We start from the raw sequence: 20,140 nt of genomic DNA on the forward strand, positions 1-20,140 counted from the left end.
GAGTGGCGTCGACAGGTTGTGCGAAGGGACCGGTCAAAGTGGTTTCGCAGGCAACTACCGCGAGTGGCAGCTCACGGCACGCTGAGGGGTCCTGGGGGTCTTCTCAGCGGCGCGCGCCGAACCGGCCCGGTCGGTGGAACGGTGCGGCGACCTGCCATGCCGAGCGGAGTTGACCCGGAGCGGACCACTCGTCCGCCGGTCACGGCCCGTGAGGACCGGGGTGTCCCCGGTGAAGCACGGGTCTGCCCGATCCTGCGGACGGTGCTGGACGCCAACCGCCGCGACCGGGCCGAGGTGAGGCTGGACCTGCTGGCCAGGCTCGCCGCCCCGGCGCACGGCTAGCCGGCGCCCGAACCCGGGGCGGCCAGGCCCTGCCGGAGCGCCGCACAACGCGGTGCGGCGCGCCCGGACCGGCCGTTTCCGTCCATGTCGTATTTCCGCCGGCCACGGAGGCCGGCTTTGCCCGATGCTGGTGCGGTGCACGAAGACGCGGAACGTTGTGTCCGGGCCGTGCGGTCGAAAGACGCCCGGTTCGACGGGTGGTTCTTCACCGCGGTCCTGACCACCCGGATCTATTGTCGGCCGAGTTGTCCGGTGGCGCCGCCGAAGGTCGAGAACATGCGGTTCTACCCGAGTGCGGCGGCCGCGCAACAAGCGGGATTCCGGGCCTGCAAGAGGTGTCGGCCCGACGCGTCGCCGGGTTCTCCGCTGTGGAACCACCGCGCCGACTCGGTGGCCAAGGCGATGCGGTTGATCGCCGACGGCGTGGTGGACCGCGAGGGCGTGCCGGGGCTCGCCGTCCGCCTCGGCTACAGCGTGCGGCAGGTCGAACGGCTGCTGCTGGCCGAGCTGGGCGCGGGACCGCTGGCGCTGGCCAGGGCGCAGCGCGCGCAGACCGCCCGGCTGCTGATCGAGACGACCGCGTTGCCGATGGCGGAGGTCGCGACGGCGGCCGGGTTCGCCAGCGTCCGCGCGTTCAACGAGACCGTGCGCGAGGTGTTCGCGCTGTCGCCGACCGACCTGCGCACCCGCCGGCGCCCCGCGCCCGACACGCCCGGCGTGCTGTCGCTGCGGCTGCCGTTCCGCGCGCCGCTGCGCCGGGACAACCTGTTCGGCCACCTCGCCGCGACCGGCGTGCCGGGGGTGGAGGAGTGGCGTGACGGCGCGTACCGGCGGACGCTGCGGCTGCCGCACGGGCACGGCGTCGTGTCGTTGACCCCGCAGGACGACCACGTGGCGTGCAAGCTCGCGTTGAGCGACCTGCGGGACCTGTCGATCGCGATCGCCCGGTGCCGCCGGATGCTCGACCTCGACGCCGACCCCGTCGCGGTGGACGAGCAGCTGCGCTCGGACCCGCTGCTCGCGCCCGTGGTCGACGCCGGTCCCGGGCGGCGGGTGCCGGGCACGGTCGACGCCGCCGAGTTCGCGGTGCGGGCCGTGCTGGGGCAGCAGGTGTCCACGGCCGCCGCCCGCACCCACGCCGGTCGCCTGGTGCGCGCGGTCGGCGAGCCGATCACCGACCACGGGTTGACGCACCTGTTCCCCACGCCCGAGGCGCTGGCGTCGCTGGACCCCGCCGTGCTGGCCATGCCGCGGGCGCGCAAGACGGCGTTCCGGGCGCTGGTGGAGGTGCTGGCCGACGGCTCGCTCGACCTCGGCGTCGGCGCGGACTGGGACAAGGCGCGGGCCGACCTGCTGGCGCTGCCCGGCTTCGGGCCGTGGACGGTGGAGGTGATCGCGATGCGGGCGCTGGGCGACCCGGACGCGTTCATCCCCACCGACCTCGGCATCCGCATCGCCGCGCGCGCCCTCGGCCTGCCCGACACGCCCGCCGCCCTGGTGCGGCGGGCCCAGGCGTGGCGCCCGTGGCGGGCCTACGCCGTCCAGTACCTCTGGGCCACCGGCGACCACGCGGTCAACCGGCTGCCCGCCTGAAAGGACGTGCACCGATGAGCCACACCACCGTCGACAGCCCCGTCGGCCCGCTCACGCTGGTCGCGCGCGACGGCGTGCTGTCCGGGCTGTACATGACCGAGCAGCGGCACCGGCCGGCCGACGAGGCGTTCGGCCCCGAAGACCCTTCGCCCTTCGGGGACGTGATCACGCAGCTAGCCGAGTACTTCGGCGGCGCGCGGACGGAGTTCGACCTGCCGCTGGACCCGGTCGGGACGCCGTTCCAGCGCACCGTGTGGCGGGCGTTGGGCGAGATCCCGTACGGCGAGACGGTGACGTACGGCGAGCTGGCGCAGCGACTGGGCCGCCCGTCGGCCGCGCGGGCGGTCGGCCTGGCCAACGGGCGCAACCCGATCGGGATCATCGTGCCGTGCCACCGGGTGGTCGGCGCGAACGGCGACCTCACCGGGTACGGCGGCGGCTTGGCGCGCAAGCGGCACCTGCTCGACTTCGAGCGCGGTTCAGACGACTACCGGCTGCCGCTCTGAGCGCTCCACCCGCCGTCGGCGCTTGCGGGCGTCACCGCGTTCCAGCCACCACTCGGCGATCAGCAGCGGCACCACCCAGCCCAGCCACGCGGCCAGGCCGGAGACCGCCTGCACCAGGGCGACCTCGCTGCCGCCGAACGTCGTGTCGAGCCGCGGCGAGAGCGTGAGCGCGCCGACGACCGCCCAGATCCGGTTGCTCATGATCGACGCGGTGAGCGCGAAGCTGCGGATCATCCACCTGCGGTGGTCGACGAACCGGCGTTGCCGCGCCATCCGGAACCCCGTGACGGTGAACGCCAGCCACAGCGCGCCCATCAGCACGTTGCCGGCCTGGTTGAGCGGTCCGAACGGCGACACGGCACCGACGGCGATCGCCGTGACGCCGGCCGGCAGCACCCCGCCGAGCACGTAGACCCGGCCGACGACCCGGTGCACCGCCGGGTACCGCTGCCGCAACCACGGCCACACCTGCACCACGCAGGTCAGGATCGCCACCGCCCCGAACACGACGTGCGCCACCAGCACCGGGTAGTGCCACGGGTACCCCTCGGCCCGCGGCACCCGTGACAACGCCGGGTCCAACGTCAGGTAGGGCGGCAACGAGAACGCCACGAACACCAGCACCAGGAACCCCAACGGCCCCACCCAAACCCGCCTGTACCACTGAACGCCCTCGTTCGTCTGCTCTTTCATCCCCATGCACCCACCCTCACCCCCTCCGCTGACGAACCCCGCACCAACCACGCACCACCCCGAGAGTCCTACCTCCAGCCCGCGTGAGTCCTACCTCCAGAACGCGCGTGTCCTACGTTCGCGACCCCCGAGTTGAACGCTCACGACGAGCGGCACGCGCCTACCGCTCGTCGTGAGCGTTCAACTCGGGGGTTCTGAACGTAGGACTCTCGCGACGCGAACGTAGGACTCGCGCGGCCGACAAGACGAGTTGTCTTGACAGGGGAAGTTGTCGGTGGGAGGGTTGTCGCATGTTGGACGTGGCGGTGATCGAGGACCCGGCGGTGGCCGAGGTGTCGTTGGACCCCGTGCGGGCGAGGTTGTTGGCCGAACTGGCGCAGCCGAGCTCGGCGACCATGCTGGCGGCCAAGGTGGGGCTGCCGCGGCAGAAGGTCAACTACCACCTGCGCACGCTGGAGCAGCACGGCCTGGTCGAGCTGGCCGAGGAACGCCGCAAGGGCAACATGACCGAACGGGTCATGCGCGCCACCGCCGCGTCCTACGTCATCTCGCCCACCGCGCTGGCCGCCGTCCAGCCCGACCCGGAACGCGCGCCCGACCGCCTGTCGGCCCGCTGGCTCCTGGCCGTCGCCGCACGCCTGGTCCGCGACGTCGGCAACCTCATCACCGGCGCGACGAAGGCCGACAAGAGGGTCGCCACCTTCGCCCTGGACGGCGAGGTCCGCTTCGCCACCGCCGCCGACCGCGCGGCGTTCGCCGAGGAGCTGGCCACCGCCGTCACCACCCTGGTCGCCAAGTACCACGACGAAACCGCGGCCGGCGGACGTGCGCACCGCGTCGTCGTCGCCGTCCACCCCAGCATCCCGAAGGAGTGACGATGGGTCACGCGTTCGAAGGCACCAACGAGGTCGAGCTCGACGGCGTCACGCCCGAGGAGGTCTGGGAGGCCATCGCCACCGGCCCCGGCCTCGACTCCTGGTTCATGGGAGCCAACGACGTCCGACCCGGCGAGGCGGTCCGGCAGGTCTGCTTCGGCGGCTACGAGCCCACCCACACGATCACCGCGTGGGAGCCCGGCAAGCAGCTCGCCTACGGCGGCGACAAAGCGCCCGACGGCCGGTTCATCGCCTACGAGTTCCTCATCGAGGGCCGTGACCGGGGCAGCACGGTCCTGCGCATGGTCGCGAGCGGCTTCCTGCCCGGCGACGACTGGGAGGACGAGTTCGAGGCCATGACCGCGGGCGGCGAGATGTTCTGGCAGACCCTGGTCACCTACCTGCGCCACTTCACCGGCCGCACCGCGCGCCCGGTCACCGTGGTCGGCCCGGCCGTCGCGGACTGGCCGGCGGTGTGGCCGAAGCTCGGCCGCAAGCTCGGCCTGGACCGCGCCGCCCGCACCGGCGACCGCGTCACGCTCGACGGCGAGCAGGGCGTCGTCTACTTCGCCAACGCCCAGACCGTCGGCATCCGCACGGACCGCGCGCTCTACCGCTTCTTCCAAGGGCTCCCCGGTGCGCTGATCGCCATGCACCACGTCTTCGCCGACGACGGCCGTGACGAGCGGACCTGGTCGACCTGGATGGGGGACCTGGCATGACCACGCTGCGGCACGACGGCGCGGACACCCGGGCCGGCACCACCAGGCTGCTGCTGGGCTGCGGCGTCGTGGCCGGCCCGCTCTACCTCGTCACCGGCTTCGCCCAGGCGTTCACCCGCGAGGGCTTCGACCTGTCCCGCCACCCGTTCAGCTTCCTCTCCCTGGGTGACGGCGGCTGGCTCCAGATCGCGAACTTCGTCCTCAGTGGACTGCTGTTCCTGGCGATGGCGGTCGGCATGCGCCGCACCGGGTCAGTCGGCCGCGTGGTCCCGGTCCTGACCGCGGCCTTCGCGATCGGCATGATCGGCGGCGGGGTGTTCGTGGCCGACCCGGCGTTCGGCTTCCCCGCGGGCGCGCCCGAAGGCCAGGCCCCCGAGCTGTCGTGGCACGGCGTGCTGCACGGCGTGGCGTTCTTCGTCGCCTTCCCCGCCCTGGTCGCGTCCTTCTTCGTGCTGGCGCGGAAGTGGAGCGGCCCGTGGGCGCGGGCGAGCGTCGCGGCGGGTGTGCTGTCGCTGACGCCCTTGCCCTTCATGGGCACCGAGACCGGAACCACCCTGCTGTACGGCGCGGCTGTCGTGGCCTGGCTCTGGGCCTCCGCCGTCGCGGCCAAGCTGCGCTCCGAGAGCTGAAGGACGGAACGGACATGGGACAGGTCGTTTCCAAGGACGGCACCGCGATCGCCTTCACGCGCATCGGGTCCGGACCGGCGTTGATCATCGTGGACGGCGCGATGTGCCACCGGGCGTTCGGCCCGGCGACGGCACTGGCCGAGCCGCTGTCGGAGCACTTCACCGTCTACACCTACGACCGGCGCGGCCGGGGCGGGAGCGGCGGCGGCACCGCGCCGCACGACGTGGACCGCGAGGTCGAGGACATCGCCGCGCTGGTCGAGGAGGCGGGCGGGTCGGCGCACCTGTTCGGCATGTCCTCGGGCGGCACGCTGGTCGCCGAGGCGGCGCACCGGGGCGTCGACGCCGAGCGGATCGCGATCTACGAGTCGCCGATGATCATCGACGGCACGCGGGCGCCGATGGACCCCGAGCTGCCGGCACGGGTCGAGCGCGCGGTCGCGGAGGGTCGCCGGGGTGAGGCGATCAAGCTGTTCATGCGGTACGTCGGCACGCCCGGCTTCTTCGTCGCGGTCATGCCGCTGCTGCCGATGTGGAAGAAGCTCAAGGCCGTCGCGCACACGTTGCCCCACGACTTCGCGCTGACCGGCGAGTTGCAGCGCGGCACGCCGCCGCCCGCCGACCGGTGGGCCGGCGCGGAGGTGCCCGCCCTGGTGATCGCCGGCGGCAAGAGCCCGGAGTACATGCGCAACGCGCAGCGGCACCTGGCGTCGGCGCTGCCGCACGGCGAGCTGACCGTCCTGCCCGGCCAGACCCACATGGTCAAGCCCCGGGCGACGGTGCCGGTGCTGGTCGACTTCTTCCTCCGGAAGGGCTGAACGCGCGCGTCGACCGGTGGTGGGCGAGGACTGAGGACTCCCCCCTCGTCCACCACCGCCGCGTGCGCCGGTGTCAGGGCTTGCGGCCCACCGCGCCCGCGATGCAGTAGCTCACCGCGTCCAGCTCCTTGAGCCGCGGCCCGTCGGGCCACCAGTCCGCGCAGATCACCAGGCCCGGCTCGACCAGCTCCAGGCCGTGGAACAGCTCGAGCATCGCCCCCCTGGTGATGAACCGCCCGCTGCCCATGGGCGAGTGCAGGAACGTGTGCTCCATCCGGCGCGCGATCGACGAGTGCTCCTCGGTCTCGGGGTCGAGGAAGTGCGAGATCGCCACGTACGAGCCGGACGGCAGCGCGTCGATGTACTCGGCCATGATCTCGGCCGAGGTGGGCGACTCGCCGTTGTAGTGGTGCAGCGTGCCCATCTGGAAGAACGCGATCGGCTCGGTGAAGTCGATGTGCTTGCGGACCACCGGGTCGTTGAGGATCTCCCGCGGCTTGAAGATGTCGGCCGCCGAGAAGTGCGTCCGGTCGTTCTCCTCCAGCAGCGCGCGGCCGTGCGCCAGTACCACTGGGTCGTTGTCGACGTAGACGACTCGGGCATCCGGGTTAATCCGCTGGGCCACCTGGTGCGTGTTCTCGGCGGTGGGCAACCCGGAGCCGCAGTCGAGGAACTGGTTGATCCCCGTCTGGCTCGCGACGAACCGGGTGGCGCGGATCAGGAAGCCCCGGTTGTCGACGGCGAGCGTGGTCGCCTCGGGCGCGACCTGCTGCACGCGTCGCAGCACTTCCCGGTCGATCTCGTAGTTGTCCTTGCCGTTGAGGAAGGCGTCGTAGACCCTGGCGATGCTGGCCTTCGTGGTGTCGATGTAGACGGGGGCGGCGGCGTCCGAGGACGTACCCGGCATTGTGGTGACCTCGCATTACGGGGATGGGAGTGATGTTGTGTGCACCGCGTCACAGTCCGCTCAGCGTAAGGGTATGGGCTCAACGCGTGAGTGAGCGTCGTGCGTCTGACCGGGCAAGATCATGGGTGTACGTTCAGTGACGATGCGATTCAGCCCTCCTCGGGCGCAACCGCTGTTCGGGTGGGACGGGCACGACGGTCGGGAGGAACGCCGATGGCGACGGACGAGTCGACGCCGGAGCGGGACAGCGGCCCGACCGCGTTGCGGATCGTGCTCGGCGCGCAGTTGCGCAGGCTGCGCGAGGCCGCCGAGATCAGCCGTGCGGACGCGGGCTACGCCATCCGCGGCTCGGAGTCCAAGATCAGCCGGATGGAGCTGGGCCGCGTCGGCCTGAAGGTCCGCGACGTGACCGACCTGCTCACCATGTACGGCGTCGACGACCCGGACGAGCGGGCGAAGTTCCTCGACATGGTGCGCCGGTCCAACGAGCCGGGCTGGTGGAACCGCTACACCGACCTGATGCCCGACTGGTTCCAGGACTACGTGGGGCTGGAGGAGGCGGCGTCGCGGATCCTGATCTACGAGACGCAGTTCGTGCCCGGCCTGCTGCAGACCGAGCGGTACGCGACCGCGATCGCGAGCCACGGCCGGCCGGAGCTGGTGACGCCCGACGTGCGGCGGCGGGTGTCGTTGCGGATGCAGCGGCAGAGGATCCTGGCCAGGCCCGGTGCCCCGAGGGTGTGGGCCGTGATCGACGAATCGGTGCTCTACCGGGCGATCGGCGGCCGTGAAGTCCTGCTCGAGCAGCTCGACCACTTGCTCAGCGTGACCAAGGACGGGCCCATCACCCTCCAGATCGTGCCGTTCCCGTGGGCCGGCTACGCGGCGAAGGGACCGTTCGCGATGCTGCGCTTCGGTGAGCCCGACCTGCCCGACATCGTCTACCTCGAACACCTCGCCGGTGCCCTCTACCTGGACAAACTCGAAGAGCTGGAAATCTACAGCCGGGTCTTCGACCGCCTGACGGTGGACGCCGAGACGCCCGACCGGAGCCGCCAGATGCTCGCCAAGCGGCGGGCCGAGCTCTAGCTGTCGTCCGACCGGGTGGGATTCACGCTCCGCATCTGCACGTGCATTTACCCGTGCACCACCCAGTGCTACCGTCCGTGCACAACCGGATGCACGTGCAGATGCATCTCTGCTCGGAGGGTGAGTCGATGGCCACCAAGGTTCACAACGGCATGTCCGCGGCCGACCTGAACGGCGTCACGTGGACCAAGAGCTCCTACAGCGACGCGATCGGCAACTGCGTGGAGTTCGCCGTGCTCGACGGCGGCGAGATCGCGATGCGCAACTCCCGGTTCCCCGAGGGCCCGGCGCTGGTCTACACCCGGGCGGAGATGGCCGCGTTCGTGGCGGGGGCCAGGGACGGGGAGTTCGATGACTTCGTCGACTGATTACGCCTCGCGCACGACGTTCCAGCTCCGCGAGCTGATCGCGCGGGGGTTCCAGTTCCTGCACCCGCGCGACGCCAAGGGCGAACTGGCGGCGGTGGTCGGGGTGCGTGCGCACGACGCGGTGATCGACGTCGTGCGCCTGCACACCGAGGACGACGCGGTGGCGATGCGGATGCCCGCCGACGAGGTGAACGTGCTGGCGCCCAGCCGTTTCTCGTGGCGCAGCCGCGGCCCGGCCGCGCACGTGCTCGAGGAGCTGCTCGACCTGCGGGACGACGAGCAGGCTCCGTGAGGACTTCCCGTCCGATCCGCGGTGGCGGACGGGACGAGAGGGGAGAGCCCTCTCATCGGCGAACCTGACCTGGAGACGCAGCGGGAGTCGACTCCGCGCCGGAACCGTCGACGCCACGCTCGGAGCGCAACTCCGTGTTCGTCGCGTTCAGGCGCGGAGGCCGAGGTCGGCTTCGGCCTCCGCGTCGGTCACGCCGCTCGGGGTCACGGGCGGCGCAGGCCGCCGAGCACCACGTCCAGGCCGCGGCGGAACTCGAGGTCCGGCGTGATCGTCCGCGCGGTGGCGGCCGTCTCGGCCAGCAGCGGGTAGACCTCGCTCATCCGGGCCATGGTGTCGGTGCCCAGGCCCGACAGCGGGCTGAGGTGCTCGGTCTCGATCGCGCCGATGAGGTAGCTCAGCAGCGCGCGCAAAGCGATCACCCGCTGCTCCCCGGTGAACCCGGCGCCGGTCAGCACGCCCAGCACGGCCTCGGCCCAGCGCAGCAGGCTCGGGCTGCGGTGCCGGTGCGTCATCATGAGCGGCACGGCGTTGGGGTGCGCGGCGACGGCCGCGCGGACCCGTTCGACCAGGACCGCGATCTGCTTGTCCCACAACGCCCTCGGCGGCGCGGTGTCCACCGCGGCCACGACGTGCTCGACCGCGAGGGCTTCCAGCTCGTCCCGGTCGGCGACGTAGCGGTACAGCGACATCGTGCCCATGCCGAGCTCCTTCGCGACCACGCGCATCGACAACGCCGCCAGGCCGTCCCGGTCGAGGACGGTGAGCGTGGCGGCCGCGAGCGCGGAGGTGGTGAGCGACTTGGGGCGTGGCATGTCCTTGACAGCGTACAAGTTACGCGCATAACTTGGGTAAGCGTACAGCGCACGCCTACGGGAGGGTTGGGGGAACGCGTGAAGGTCGCCGAACGAGACTGGGGGACCGTGCTCGGTGGCACGGTGCGGGTGCCCGACCCTGGCGGGCTGGTGCACCTGCAGTTCCGGCGGTTCGCCGGCTGCCCGGTCTGCAACCTGCACCTGAGGTCCATCGTCCAGCGGCACGACGAGATCACCGCGCACGGCATCACCGAGGTGGTCGTGTTCCACTCGTCGGACGCCGAACTGCGCCCGCACGTCGCCGACCTGCCGTTCGCCGTGGTCGGCGACCCGGACAAGCGGCTCTACGTGGAGTTCGGCGTGGAGTCCGCCGCGCGCTCGGTGCTCGACCCGCGCGCGTGGGGCGCGATCGTGCGCGGCGTGGTCCGCGACCTCGGCCCGGTGCTGCGCGGCCGTCGTCCGCTGCCCAAGCCGGAAGGCGGTCGGCTCGGCCTGCCCGCGGACTTCCTCATCGCGCCGGACGGCACGGTGGTCGCGCAGAGGCGTGGACAACACGCCTACGACCAGTGGTCGGTGGACGAACTGCTCGCCCACGCACAGGCGCTGACCAGCAAGGACTGATTTGTCCACAGGGTTGTCCCCAGCTGTGGACGGATCGAACAGGCGTTCGACCCCCGGTGACGCGACAAGGCCCCGCCCTGGTGGAGGCGGGGTCTTGGGGCCGCTGGGTCAGCGTGCCGGGTCGCGGTTGTAGAGCACCCGCGCCCTGGCGCACCCGACGGCGGTGATCACCAGGCACCAGCCGACCGCCCAGTACCCGCTGTTCCCGATCGGCGTGCCGACGAGCAGCCCGCGCAGGGTGTCGGTGATCGGCGTGAACGGCTGGTTCTCGGCGACCCACGCCAGCCCGCTCGACATCGAGTCGGTCGGCACGAACGCGCTGCTGATGAACGGCAGGAACTGCAACGGCAGCGTGGAGGTGTTCGCGCCGGCGACCGTCTTCGCGCCCATGCCGAGCGCGATGCCCAGCCAGGTGAACGCGAGCGCGAGCAGGACCAGCAACCCGGCCGCCGCCAACCAGCCGCGGAGGTCGGCCGCCGGCCGGAACCCGGTCAGCAGGGCCAGTCCGATCACGACGGTCAGGCTGACCACCGTGTTGAGCAGGCTGCTCAGCGCCTGCCCCGTCAGCACGGAGTAGCGGGAGATCGCCATGGTGCGGAACCGGGCGATGACGCCCTCGCCCATGTCGGTGTTGATGTTGATCGAGGTCCACGCGGCGCCCGAGCCGACGGCCATCACCAGGATGCCCGGCACCAGGTAGTCCACATAGGACGCGCCGCCCGGCGTGGCGGCGCCCAGCGAGCCGCCGAAGACGTGCACGAACAACAACATCATCATCACCGGCATGCCGATCGTGCCGATCGACATCATCGGGAAGCGCTGCATGTGCCGCAGGTTGCGGCGCAGCATGGTGGTCGTGTCGCGGATGGCCAGGGTGCTCATCGCTGCGCGGTCCTCTCGGTGGTGAGGGCGAAGAAGACGTCGTCGAGGTCGGGCGTGTGCACGGACAGGTCCTGCACGTCGACCGAGGCGTCGTCCAGCCGGTCGAGCAGGGACCGCAACTGGTGCACGCCACCGTCACCGGGCACGTCCAGGGTCAGGCTCGCGTCGTCGCGGGTGGCGCCGCCGAGCGCCTTGGCGGCCAGGTCGAGCGCGTGCGCGTCGGCGAACCGCAACCGGACGTGCCCGCCCGGGATCAGCCGCTTCAGCTCGTCCGCGGTGCCCTCGGCGACCAGCCTGCCGCCGTTGAGCACGGCGATCCGGTCCGCGAGCTGGTCGGCCTCCTCCAGGTACTGGGTGGTGAGGAAGATCGTGACGCCGCCCGCGACCAGGCCGCGGATGATCTCCCACATGGTGTGCCTGCTGCGCGGGTCCAGGCCGGTGGTCGGCTCGTCCAGGAAGATCAGCCGCGGCCCGCCGACCAGCGTCATCGCCAGGTCCAGCCGTCGGCGCATGCCCCCCGAGTACGTCGAGGCGGGCTTCTTCGCCGCCTCCACCAGGTCGAACCGCTCCAGCAGGCGGGCGGTGGTGCGGCGGCCCTCCCGGCGGTCGAGGTGGGCGAGGTCCGCCATCAGCCGCAGGTTCTCCTCGCCGGTGAGCAGGTTGTCCACGGCGGAGAACTGCCCGGTGACGCCGATGGCCGCGCGGACGCCGGCCGGGTCGCGGTCCAAGTCGTGGCCCGCGACCCGCGCCTGGCCGCCGTCCGCGGTGATGAGGGTGGACAGGATCTGCACGGTCGTCGTCTTGCCCGCGCCGTTGGGGCCGAGCAGCGCGAACACCGTGCCGCGCTCCACCCGCAGGTCGAGGCCGTCGAGCACGACGTGGTCGCCGTAGGACTTGCGCAGCCCGGTGGCGGTGATCGCCATGGGTGGTCTCCTTCTTGGTGATGGCCGGCGGCAGGGACCGCACGTCGGCGTCCCGCAGTGGTGTTGTGTGCTACGCGCGGCGGATGACGATGTCGCCCAAGGACGTGCGGGCGTGCACCTCGACCCGCTCCTCCCCGTCACCCGGCGCGTCGGCGTTGCTCAGCTCGTTGCGCACGCGGCCCGCGACCGAGCGCACGTCCAGCCAGGCGGCCGTGCCCTCGCGGATGCCGACCTCCACCTCGCCCGCGGAGGTCTCCACGACGACCGAGCCGCGCACGACCTCGTCGACGCGGATGCGACCGTTGGCGGTCTTGGCGTGCACGTCGCCCGCGGCGTGGCCGACGAAGATGTCGCCGTTGGCCGCGCCGGCCCGCAGCTCGCCGGTGACCTCGCCGACCCGGGTCGCGCCGTTGGAGTTCTTCACCGCGCCGGAGCCGTCCAGCCGGTCGACGCGCAGCTCACCGGAGCCGGTCGACAGCTCGGCGCGGCCGGTGACCCGCTCGACCGCCACGTCACCGTGCGAGGTGGAGGCCTTGAGCGCGGCCGTGTCCTGCAACCGGATGTGACCGGCGGAGGTCTTGAAGCGGCACTCGCCCAACGCGCCCTCGGCGCGGAACTCGGTGAGCGAGCCCTGCGCGACGACCTGCGAGCCGGCGGGCAGCCGCACCACCACGTCGACCGTGCCGGTCTTGCCGAAGATGCCGCGCGACCGGGGCGTGCGGACGGTCAGGCGGCCGGCGGCGAAGTCGACCGAGGTGCCGTCGACGGCGGCGCGGTCCTTGCCGTTGTCCGGGTCGGCGGGGTGGAGCTCGACCTCGGTGTCGTCGCGGTCGGTGGCGGTGATCAGGACGCTGCCGGCGACGACGTCGACGTCCAGCGTGATGGGTTCGGGCGTGGCGAAAGAAGGCATGGCTGTCCCCTGTGAGATGGTCTGATCGGTGTTCTCGCGGCTAGCGGACCCAGCCGGTGAAGCTCTGGCGGCCGGGGGCGCGGGTGGCCGGCCGACCGCCGTGCCCGAGCCCGGCCGCGGCGGCGCGCACCAGCCAGGCGTTGACGGAGACGCCCTCCCGGCTCGCGGCCTCCTCGACCCGCTGCTTGAGGTGCTCGGGCAGCCGCAGGTTGATCCGCGCGACCGCGCCCTCCTCGACCACCAGCGGTGGCAGCTCCGTGGCATCACCCTGGCTCGCCGTGGCACCATCCGGCACCGTGACGACGAACTCAGGATCACGCCCACGCAACCGCACGTCGACCGAGCCCGGCGCGAGATCCCGCGTGATCTCGTCCACGGCCGCGGACAGGGCTTCGAGCAGCGTCAACCGCACCGCCGACTCCAGCGGGGCGACGAGTCGTTCGGCCAGCGCCCGCGCCTCCTCCCCGCCTGCCTCGGCGGCGGTGGCGAGCTCCTGGCGCAGGTTGTCGACGTACGGCGTCAAATCCATGGCACCACTATGGCACCACTGTGGCACCATCGCAAGTAGCCCGTGGCGCCACCGAGGTGAGTGGCGGGCGGTTCGGTCGTGACACTCTTTCGGGTGGAATCGTGTCCTCGATGGACCAGTGGTCCATTTCGGAACGTGACCGGACCGCGTGATCACTTTCGTCGATGTCGAGTGGTATGGAATACCGCAGCTCGCGGCCGGTGCTGCCGGAAACGGCGGTGCTAGCCGCTCGCCGAGGTCTTCATGCACGCTGACCTGGACTTATGACGGGCTGACCGAGCGGTTGGCCGTAATTTTGCGGGATGCACCAAAGTTGTGACTCGAATGGCCTAATGGACGTATTCAAGTCGATGTGTAGGGAAGGGTGGCATAGCTTCACATCGATGTGGGAATGCCTTGCCAAAGACTCGGCCGTCGTGCCAGGGTTCGCCCATGAATTACCGCCCCCTGCCCGACGGGCAGTGGTCGCCGGTGCCCGAACTGCCCGGCATCCCCGAAGAACTCCGGCGCGAAGGCGCCTACCTGCCACCCCCGCTGCCCTCGGACCTGGCGCTGCCGGTGTCGACCTACCGGCGGTGCGCCGAGGCCGAGCACGCGCTCGGACGCCTGGACGAGGCGGCCGAGCGGTTGCACGTGAGAGCCGCGCTCGTGCGGGCGACCCAGGTCCGTGACGCGAACAGCTCAGCCGGGCTGTCCGGGGTCGTGGTGGGTCTGCGCGAGACGTTCGCGGCGGACCTGCTGGCGTCGCAGGACGGCCCGCTCCCCACCGACAGCGCCGCGCCGTCGCAGCTGGTGGCCCCGTTCCTGCGGGCGTGCGACCACGGCCTGGCGCGGGTCCGCGACGGTGCGCCGGTCGACGCCGAGCTGGTCGGCGAGGTCGCCGCGATCATGACCGGCGGCACGCCCGGCCGTCGCCTGCAGGACGTGCTGCGCGACGCGCCCGGCCGGTTGGGCGTCAGCGACGGGCGGGCCTACCTGCTGACCGCGACCGGCGCGCACCTCGTGGCCCTGCTGGAGCAGTGGTCGACCTGGGTGCGCGAGGAGGACGAGCAGCCGAGGATCGCCAAGGTCGCGCTCGCGCACTACCAGCTCGAGGTGCTGCAACCGTTCCCGACGGCCAACGGGCACGTGGCGCGCACGTTCTCGACGCTGGAGATGGTGCGGTGCGGGCTGGTGCGCGACCAGGTGCTGCCGCTGTCGGTGTGGCTGGACACCGCGTTGGCCGAGTACCAGCGGCAGATCCGCGACGTCGTCGACACCGGGCGCGTGGACCGCTGGGTCGACTTCTTCGCCACCGCCGTGCGCGACCTGGCGCTGGCGCAACTGCGGCTGATCGGCCACCTGGAGCGACTCGCCGCCGACTACGCCGTCCGCCTGCCGCGCAAGGGGAAGCTGCCGCAGGTGGCCGCCGAGCTGATCGGCTTCCCCGTCGTGGACCACCGATCGCTGCGGGAGCGTTACGGCATCACCGCCAAGGCCGCCACCGACCTCACCGCCCGCCTGGTGGAGCTGGGCGTCCTCGTCCCGTGGGAGCACTCCGGCTACCGCCGCGTGTTCCTTTGCCGGGACGTGCTGCGCCTGCTCGCCGACCACCCCGACACCACCGCTTGACGACCAGGGAAGAACGCGAGAACACCGATGAGCACACCATCCCCCGACCCGTCCCCGCGATGCTCGCGCGCCGGCTGCCGCCGGCGGGACTGCCGCGGTCGGCACCGCTCAGCGGCCCGGCCCCGGGTCCGGCCCGTCCTCGGACTGCTGATCCAGGTCGGCGTGGCCCTGCTGCACTGGTTCCGGGACTGACTCCAGCTCCGCGACCAGGTCGCGCACCCGCTGTGCCGCCGCGTCGTCGGTGCCGATGAGCAGCGCGAGCGCGCGGTTGAACCGCCGGTGGGCTTCGGCGCGGTTGCCGGACAACCACAGCGCCCGGCCCAGCTCGGGCAGGCACCGCGCGCGTGCGGCGGGATCGGCCAGGTCCTCGAACAGCCTGTCCGCGCGGGTCAGGTACTTGATCGCGGAGTCGTGCCTGCCCACCTCGATCATCAACGCGCCCAGGTGCGCCAGCGCCCGTGCCGCGCCCGGCCGGTCGTCGTGCAGGAGGTACAGCTCCAGGGTCTCGTCGGCGCACCCGACGACCTTGTGCAACCGGCCCTGGGCGCGGTAGGTCGTGGCCAGGTCGTGCAACGCGGCGGCCGCCGCGTCCGGGTCGTCGTCGCGCAGGCGGTGGATGGCCAGCTCACGCATGCCGGCGACGGCGGCGAGGCGGAGCGCACCCCGGGCGCGTAACGACTGCGCGGCGCGGCGGAAACCCGTGGCCAGCAACAAGGACGTGGGCAGCACCGCGGCCAGTTGCGCTCCCACGTCCAGCAGCTCGCGCGACCACCCCTCGTCCACGTTCGCCGGGACCACCGGCCACACGTCGGCGAACAACGCGACCGCGGCCTCCGGTTCGGCCAGCGCGTCGCGGAGGGCGGGCAGCAGCTCGTCCCGGTGCGCGTCGAACCAGTCGTGCCCGCTGGTCCGCAGCTCCTGGCGCAACCGCGCGGCCGCGTGCCGTGGCTCGTCGCTCACCTCGTGCCATCCTTCCGCGTCCCCGTCTCGGTGGTGGACCACTGGTCTCATCGCCCTGCGGCGTCACTTGATCACGAGTGTCAACCAAACGGGTGAGCGCGCACACCGCTGAAGTGGCGGACTCTCGGCGGAACCGATCACACGTGCGCGGGACCGTGACGCCACGGACCGTCATCACCGCTGGGTGGGGACGATCTCGAAGAGGTCGTCGAACTGCATCGGCGCGAGCGCGGTCAACGCGCCGCCGATGAACGCCGCACCGGGCTGGAGGTCACCGCTGAGGACGCGCGCGACCGTGGAGCGGTTGACCTCCATCGCCTTGGCCAGCGCGTAGTCCGACCGGAACCCGGCGAGGCGGACGGATTTGGCGAAGGCATCGGTGCGGAGCTTGATCGTGTACGGCATGGCCAGCCTTGTGTTGTGCGCACCCAACGCAGGTTGTGTGCTCACAACGCTAGGCAGTTTGTTTTGTTCGCGCAACTATCGTTGTGTATGGACAACGTGCAGGTCAGCCCTACCTGGGGGGTGTGCCCAACCAGCGTTGCGTGCGCGCACGTACCATGGCGTGGTGACCAAAGCCGAGAGTGCGGACTCGTCCTGGTCGGACTTCGTCCAGAAGCACATGGACGACCGCGGGATGACCACCGGAGAGCTGACCGAGAAGACGGGCTTCGACCGAAGCCGCCTGACCGCCTGGCGAAAGGGCGAACGCCCAACCCTCGACACCGCCCGCGTCGTCGCCAAGGCGTTCGACCTGAGCCCCCTGGAAGTGATGGTGGCCGCCAAACTCCTCACCGCCGAGGAAGCGGGCCTGCGCGGCGTCACCACCCCGGACCCGAGCGCCCTGACGGATCAACAACTGCTGTCCGAACTGGCCCGCCGCCTCAAGCGCACGTCCTGACGTAGCCGCCACGACCGGCTCGACCCTTCGAGCCGGTCCCAACCCCTTACGTGCTCACGGCGCGGGGTGATGGTCCGTCGACGAGCTGGAAGAGAAAGTCCGAGGGACCCCGCACGCCGGCGTGCTCTTGGATGGCGTGCGCCCAACCAAGTGCCGTTCCCCAGCCGAAGCGCTCGTGCAGCCAGTCACCGAAAGCGCGGCCGGAGCCGATCGGAAACGGCTCCGAGACACCGTGGACCTGTAGCGCCACCCGGACCCACATACCCGGCCGACCCCGAACATCGTCGAGCCACTCGTACACGCTCGCCCACTCCGCCGGTCGCCTTGCCCTTCGCCCGGTCGCCACTGCCCGTGACCATGCCGCAAGCCTATGGACCGACCTCTCCCCACGGAGCGGGGCCACTCGGCGTTCGGCACACCGCAGTCTCGGTGACGCTCAACGGTGGTGTTCCGGCCACCGCGGTGGCAGAGCGGGCGGGATACTCCGCACGCGGCCTTGGGCGCGGACTTGACCACGACCGGCTTCATCACAGCTACGGCAAGGTGCGCGCGGATGGCACGCCGGTCGACCCGGACAGCTACGACTACCGGCGGGCGGCTCGGGACGCGGTGCACTTCGCAGCACTGCTGGATCGGTTCGTGCAGAACCTGCGGCGGTGCGTCGGGTGGGATGTGCAGTACTTCTCGACCGTTGAGCCTCAGCGACGACTGGCGCCACACTGGCACGCCGCTATCAGGGGTTCGATCTCGCGGGCGGAGCTGCGAGCGGTGGCTGAGGCCACGTATCACCAGGTGTGGTGGCCCAACCACGATGAGATCAAGTACAGCGGCGACAACCGGCCGGTGTGGGACGCGCGGGCGAAGGGGTTCGTTGACCCGACCACCCGTGAACCGCTGCCGACGTGGGATGAAGCGCTGGACCAGGTGGAGCGTCCGGCGCACGTGGCGCGGTTCGGGGTGCAGGTGCACTCCAAGAGCATCCTCGGCGGCACCGAAGAGGCCGGTCGGCACATCGGCTACCTGACGAAATACCTGACCAAGAGCATCGGTGAGTGCTTCGACGCCCGGACCACCCGCCAGGAGGACCACGCCGAACGGCTGTGCGCTGAGCTGGCCGTGACGCCGTGCTCTCCGCAGTGCCCGGTGTGGCTGCTCTACGGCATCCAACCCAAGGGCGCTCGCCTGTCGATGGAACCTGGCCGGTGCAAGGGCAAGGCACACAAGCGCTCAACGCTCGGCGTAGCCGGTCGGCGGGTGCTGGTGTCGCGGAAGTGGTCCGGGAAGTCGCTCGCCGACCACAAGCACGATCGCAAGGAATTCGTTCGGCAATTGCTTGCCGATGTGGGGATCACTGGGGACGACCAGCCCAAACGGGTCGTCTGGAACAACGTGCGACCCGGTGACCCGAACGTGCCCCCAAGACCACACCTGCTACTGCGGGCGGTCGCGGAGCGGCGTCGATGGAAGGCCGAGTACACGGCGGCGCTGCTCGCCTCGGCCAGTCCGCCAGATCGTTCGGCAACGTCTCAAGCTGCGTAAACGGGGGTTCGGGGATGAGTGGCAAGGTGCGTGAGCTGGCTCAGTTGATGTCTGTTCCGGAGATGCTGGAGGCCCTGGGCGGGGAGGTCTCGCGGGACACGTTCTACAAGTGGCGGCAGACGGGGAAGGGGCCTCGGTGCTTCTCGCTGCCCAACGGCGAGCTGCGGTGCAAGCGGGTCGACTTCCTCGCTTGGCTCGATGACCTGTACCGGGCGGCGGCATGACGACCACGTTCAAGGTCCGGTTCTGGGAAATCGCGGACTGGTCCAAGAAGAAGGGCAAGGGTGGCAAGAAGAAGACCCGGCCCTACGGTGTGCGGTGGGTGACCGATACCAAGTCCCACTCGGAGTGGTTCGGGACTAAGGCCCTGGCCAACAGTCGCCGGTCGGAGCTGATGCAGGCTGCTCGAAGGGGTGAGGAGTTCGACGTTGAGACGGGTTACCCGGTCTCGGAGCTGAAGCGGCGCAACTCGCTGTCCTTCGTGGAGTTCGCGCAGTCCTACATGGACATGAAGTGGACGGATGCTGCGGCAACCACTCGGGGCAGCACGGTGGAGGCGCTGGCCACGGCTGGGGCGGCGTTCGTCCGGGATGGAGCTGGACGGCCGGAGGTAAAGGAGCTGCGGGGCGTGCTCATGCGCAACCTGCTGCCTCCGACTACCCGAGACGACGGGCTGTCGCGTGAGGCCCAGGAGGTCGTTGACTGGCTGGTCCGGAACTCGCGTCCGCTGTTCGAGCTGACGGACGCTGTGGCGGTTCGTGAGGTGCTGCACGCGTTGGCCGTGAAGCTCGACGGCAAGGCGGCGGCTGCGACGGTCTATCAGCGGAAACGGGCGGTGCTGTTCAACCTGCTGTCCTACGCGGTGGAGCTGGGGCTTATCCCGGACAACCCGCTGACCAGGGTGAAGCGCAAGGTCGCGAAGGTGGTGGAGCAGGTCGACCCGCGTGTCGTCGCCAACCCCGGCCAGGTGGAGCGGCTGTTGACCGCGGTGACCTACGTCGGTCGGCGGAACCAGGACCGGGGCGCGCACCTGGCGGCGTTCTTCGCGACCGGCTACTACGCGGCTGCTCGGCCTGCTGAGGGCCTGGGGCTCCGGGAGGACGACTGCACCCTGCCCGAGGAGGGCTGGGGCCTGCTCATGCTCGGTGAGTCGCGCCCGGCAGCCGGGAAGCGGTGGACGGACTCCGGAGAGGTCCACGACCGGCGCGGCCTGAAGCACCGTGGGGTGAAGGACGTGCGACCGGTGCCGATTCCGCCGGTGCTCGTCCGCATCCTGCGGGACCACATCGCCCGGTTCGGGACCGGGCCGGACGGGCGGCTGTTCCGCTCACCCGGTGGAGGGGTCGTCTCCTCGTCCACCTACTACCGAGTGTGGGAGGAGGCTCGCCGGTACGCCCTGACGCCTGCTCAGGCGGCCTCTCCGCTGGCTGGGCGGCCGTACGACCTTCGGCACGCCGCAGTCTCGCTCATGCTCAACGGCGGTGTTCCGGCCACTGAGGTGGCGGAGCGGGCGGGGCACTCGGTGGACGTGCTGCTCAAGGTGTACGCGAAGTGCATCGACGGGCAACGAGATGTCATCAACAAGAAGATCGAAGCGCTGTTGGAGCATCTGTAACTA

General features: G+C 71.0%; 25 protein-coding genes. 16 read left to right on the forward strand and 9 right to left on the reverse strand.

Going from position 1 to position 20,140, the window contains the following annotated elements:
* The first annotated feature begins 156 nt into the window (after positions 1–156).
* From LZG04_RS05630 to LZG04_RS05640, 3 genes are all read left to right on the forward strand, one after another.
* A complete protein-coding gene (locus LZG04_RS05630; RefSeq protein ID WP_233813852.1) occupies positions 157–342 on the forward strand; it encodes a hypothetical protein in 186 nt (61 codons plus the stop codon).
* A 135-nt stretch (positions 343–477) separates the two neighbouring features.
* Positions 478–1,935 (forward strand): DNA-3-methyladenine glycosylase 2, encoded by a 1,458-nt coding sequence (locus tag LZG04_RS05635; protein WP_233813854.1) that lies wholly within the window; start codon positions 478–480, stop codon positions 1,933–1,935.
* A 14-nt stretch (positions 1,936–1,949) separates the two neighbouring features.
* Positions 1,950–2,441 (forward strand): methylated-DNA--[protein]-cysteine S-methyltransferase, encoded by a 492-nt coding sequence (locus LZG04_RS05640; protein ID WP_233813856.1) that lies wholly within the window; start codon positions 1,950–1,952, stop codon positions 2,439–2,441.
* Here the strand turns inward: LZG04_RS05640 and LZG04_RS05645 are convergent.
* Positions 2,415–3,086, reverse strand: coding sequence for a DUF2306 domain-containing protein (locus LZG04_RS05645; RefSeq protein ID WP_233813858.1), 672 nt, complete (start codon positions 3,084–3,086; stop codon positions 2,415–2,417). The genes LZG04_RS05640 and LZG04_RS05645 overlap by 27 nt on opposite strands.
* Positions 3,087–3,424: 338 nt before the next feature.
* Between LZG04_RS05645 and LZG04_RS05650 the strand changes: the two genes are divergently transcribed.
* Genes LZG04_RS05650 through LZG04_RS05665 form a run of 4 tightly spaced genes read left to right on the forward strand, consistent with a single transcriptional unit; the run spans position 3,425 to position 6,178 of the window.
* Positions 3,425–4,009, forward strand: a complete 585-nt coding sequence (locus LZG04_RS05650) for a helix-turn-helix domain-containing protein (RefSeq protein ID WP_233813860.1) — start codon at positions 3,425–3,427, stop codon at positions 4,007–4,009.
* A gap of 2 nt (positions 4,010–4,011) precedes the next feature.
* Positions 4,012–4,731, forward strand: a complete 720-nt coding sequence (locus tag LZG04_RS05655) for an SRPBCC domain-containing protein (protein WP_233813862.1) — start codon at positions 4,012–4,014, stop codon at positions 4,729–4,731.
* A complete protein-coding gene (locus tag LZG04_RS05660; RefSeq protein ID WP_233813864.1) occupies positions 4,728–5,360 on the forward strand; it encodes a DUF998 domain-containing protein in 633 nt (210 codons plus the stop codon). Before LZG04_RS05655 ends, LZG04_RS05660 begins: the two co-directional genes overlap by 4 nt.
* 14 nt (positions 5,361–5,374) lie before the next feature.
* Positions 5,375–6,178, forward strand: a complete 804-nt coding sequence (locus LZG04_RS05665) for an alpha/beta fold hydrolase (protein ID WP_233813866.1) — start codon at positions 5,375–5,377, stop codon at positions 6,176–6,178.
* A 73-nt stretch (positions 6,179–6,251) separates the two neighbouring features.
* On the opposite strand, the gene LZG04_RS05670 is transcribed toward LZG04_RS05665, so the two are convergent.
* A complete protein-coding gene (locus LZG04_RS05670) occupies positions 6,252–7,085 on the reverse strand; it encodes an SAM-dependent methyltransferase (protein ID WP_233813868.1) in 834 nt (277 codons plus the stop codon).
* Between the two features lie 213 nt (positions 7,086–7,298).
* Between LZG04_RS05670 and LZG04_RS05675 the strand changes: the two genes are divergently transcribed.
* The 3 genes from LZG04_RS05675 to LZG04_RS05685 all read left to right on the forward strand — a co-directional run bounded on the left by LZG04_RS05675 (position 7,299) and on the right by LZG04_RS05685 (position 8,834).
* On the forward strand, positions 7,299–8,174 hold the full coding sequence (locus tag LZG04_RS05675; RefSeq protein WP_233813870.1) for a helix-turn-helix transcriptional regulator: 876 nt from the start codon (positions 7,299–7,301) through the stop codon (positions 8,172–8,174).
* A 128-nt stretch (positions 8,175–8,302) separates the two neighbouring features.
* Entirely contained in the window at positions 8,303–8,542 is a 240-nt protein-coding gene (locus LZG04_RS05680; RefSeq protein WP_233813872.1) for a DUF397 domain-containing protein, read from the forward strand.
* The gene (locus LZG04_RS05685; protein WP_233813874.1) at positions 8,526–8,834 is read left to right on the forward strand and encodes a hypothetical protein; all 309 of its coding nucleotides are present in this window, start codon (positions 8,526–8,528) and stop codon (positions 8,832–8,834) included. Before LZG04_RS05680 ends, LZG04_RS05685 begins: the two co-directional genes overlap by 17 nt.
* A 203-nt stretch (positions 8,835–9,037) precedes the next feature.
* Here the strand turns inward: LZG04_RS05685 and LZG04_RS05690 are convergent, their stop codons facing one another.
* Positions 9,038–9,646 (reverse strand): TetR/AcrR family transcriptional regulator, encoded by a 609-nt coding sequence (locus LZG04_RS05690; protein WP_233813876.1) that lies wholly within the window; start codon positions 9,644–9,646, stop codon positions 9,038–9,040.
* A gap of 78 nt (positions 9,647–9,724) precedes the next feature.
* Here LZG04_RS05690 and LZG04_RS05695 point away from each other — a divergent pair, with 78 nt between their 5' ends.
* The gene (locus LZG04_RS05695; RefSeq protein ID WP_233813878.1) at positions 9,725–10,267 is read left to right on the forward strand and encodes a peroxiredoxin-like family protein; all 543 of its coding nucleotides are present in this window, start codon (positions 9,725–9,727) and stop codon (positions 10,265–10,267) included.
* A gap of 108 nt (positions 10,268–10,375) precedes the next feature.
* Here the strand turns inward: LZG04_RS05695 and LZG04_RS05700 are convergent, their stop codons facing one another.
* The 4 genes from LZG04_RS05700 to LZG04_RS05715 all read right to left on the reverse strand — a co-directional run bounded on the left by LZG04_RS05700 (position 10,376) and on the right by LZG04_RS05715 (position 13,511).
* Entirely contained in the window at positions 10,376–11,149 is a 774-nt protein-coding gene (locus LZG04_RS05700; RefSeq protein ID WP_233813880.1) for an ABC transporter permease, read from the reverse strand.
* Positions 11,146–12,072 (reverse strand): ATP-binding cassette domain-containing protein, encoded by a 927-nt coding sequence (locus LZG04_RS05705; RefSeq protein ID WP_233813882.1) that lies wholly within the window; start codon positions 12,070–12,072, stop codon positions 11,146–11,148. Before LZG04_RS05705 ends, LZG04_RS05700 begins: the two co-directional genes overlap by 4 nt.
* A gap of 70 nt (positions 12,073–12,142) precedes the next feature.
* Entirely contained in the window at positions 12,143–12,982 is an 840-nt protein-coding gene (locus tag LZG04_RS05710; RefSeq protein ID WP_233813884.1) for a DUF4097 family beta strand repeat-containing protein, read from the reverse strand.
* A 40-nt stretch (positions 12,983–13,022) separates the two neighbouring features.
* Positions 13,023–13,511: a toxin-antitoxin system HicB family antitoxin gene (locus LZG04_RS05715; protein WP_233813886.1), complete on the reverse strand. Its 489-nt coding sequence runs from the start codon at positions 13,509–13,511 to the stop codon at positions 13,023–13,025.
* A gap of 432 nt (positions 13,512–13,943) precedes the next feature.
* On the opposite strand from LZG04_RS05715, the gene LZG04_RS05720 reads away from it, so the two are divergent.
* Entirely contained in the window at positions 13,944–15,122 is a 1,179-nt protein-coding gene (locus LZG04_RS05720) for a Fic family protein (protein WP_233813889.1), read from the forward strand.
* 108 nt (positions 15,123–15,230) lie between these two features.
* Here the strand turns inward: LZG04_RS05720 and LZG04_RS42355 are convergent, their stop codons facing one another.
* Together LZG04_RS42355 and LZG04_RS05730 are read right to left on the reverse strand one after the other, a co-directional pair.
* Positions 15,231–16,082, reverse strand: a complete 852-nt coding sequence (locus LZG04_RS42355) for a tetratricopeptide repeat protein (protein WP_233813890.1) — start codon at positions 16,080–16,082, stop codon at positions 15,231–15,233.
* A gap of 174 nt (positions 16,083–16,256) precedes the next feature.
* Positions 16,257–16,487, reverse strand: coding sequence for a transcriptional regulator (locus LZG04_RS05730; protein ID WP_233813893.1), 231 nt, complete (start codon positions 16,485–16,487; stop codon positions 16,257–16,259).
* 163 nt (positions 16,488–16,650) lie between these two features.
* On the opposite strand from LZG04_RS05730, the gene LZG04_RS05735 reads away from it, so the two are divergent.
* The 4 genes from LZG04_RS05735 (at position 16,651) to LZG04_RS05750 (ending at position 20,137) form a co-directional block, all read left to right on the forward strand.
* Positions 16,651–16,983 carry a helix-turn-helix transcriptional regulator gene (locus LZG04_RS05735; RefSeq protein ID WP_233813895.1) on the forward strand — a complete coding sequence of 111 codons (333 nt, stop codon included), beginning with the start codon at positions 16,651–16,653 and terminating at the stop codon, positions 16,981–16,983.
* A gap of 69 nt (positions 16,984–17,052) precedes the next feature.
* Positions 17,053–18,522: a replication initiator gene (locus tag LZG04_RS05740; RefSeq protein ID WP_308198968.1), complete on the forward strand. Its 1,470-nt coding sequence runs from the start codon at positions 17,053–17,055 to the stop codon at positions 18,520–18,522.
* 26 nt (positions 18,523–18,548) lie between these two features.
* Positions 18,549–18,746 carry an AlpA family transcriptional regulator gene (locus LZG04_RS05745; RefSeq protein ID WP_233813897.1) on the forward strand — a complete coding sequence of 66 codons (198 nt, stop codon included), beginning with the start codon at positions 18,549–18,551 and terminating at the stop codon, positions 18,744–18,746.
* Positions 18,743–20,137 (forward strand): tyrosine-type recombinase/integrase, encoded by a 1,395-nt coding sequence (locus tag LZG04_RS05750; RefSeq protein WP_233813899.1) that lies wholly within the window; start codon positions 18,743–18,745, stop codon positions 20,135–20,137. The genes LZG04_RS05745 and LZG04_RS05750 overlap by 4 nt, the downstream gene beginning before the upstream one ends.
* The last annotated feature ends 3 nt before the right edge of the window (positions 20,138–20,140 follow it).

It is taken from the genome of Saccharothrix sp. S26 (assembly GCF_021390395.1).
Taxonomy (GTDB): Bacteria; Actinomycetota; Actinomycetes; order Mycobacteriales; family Pseudonocardiaceae; genus Actinosynnema.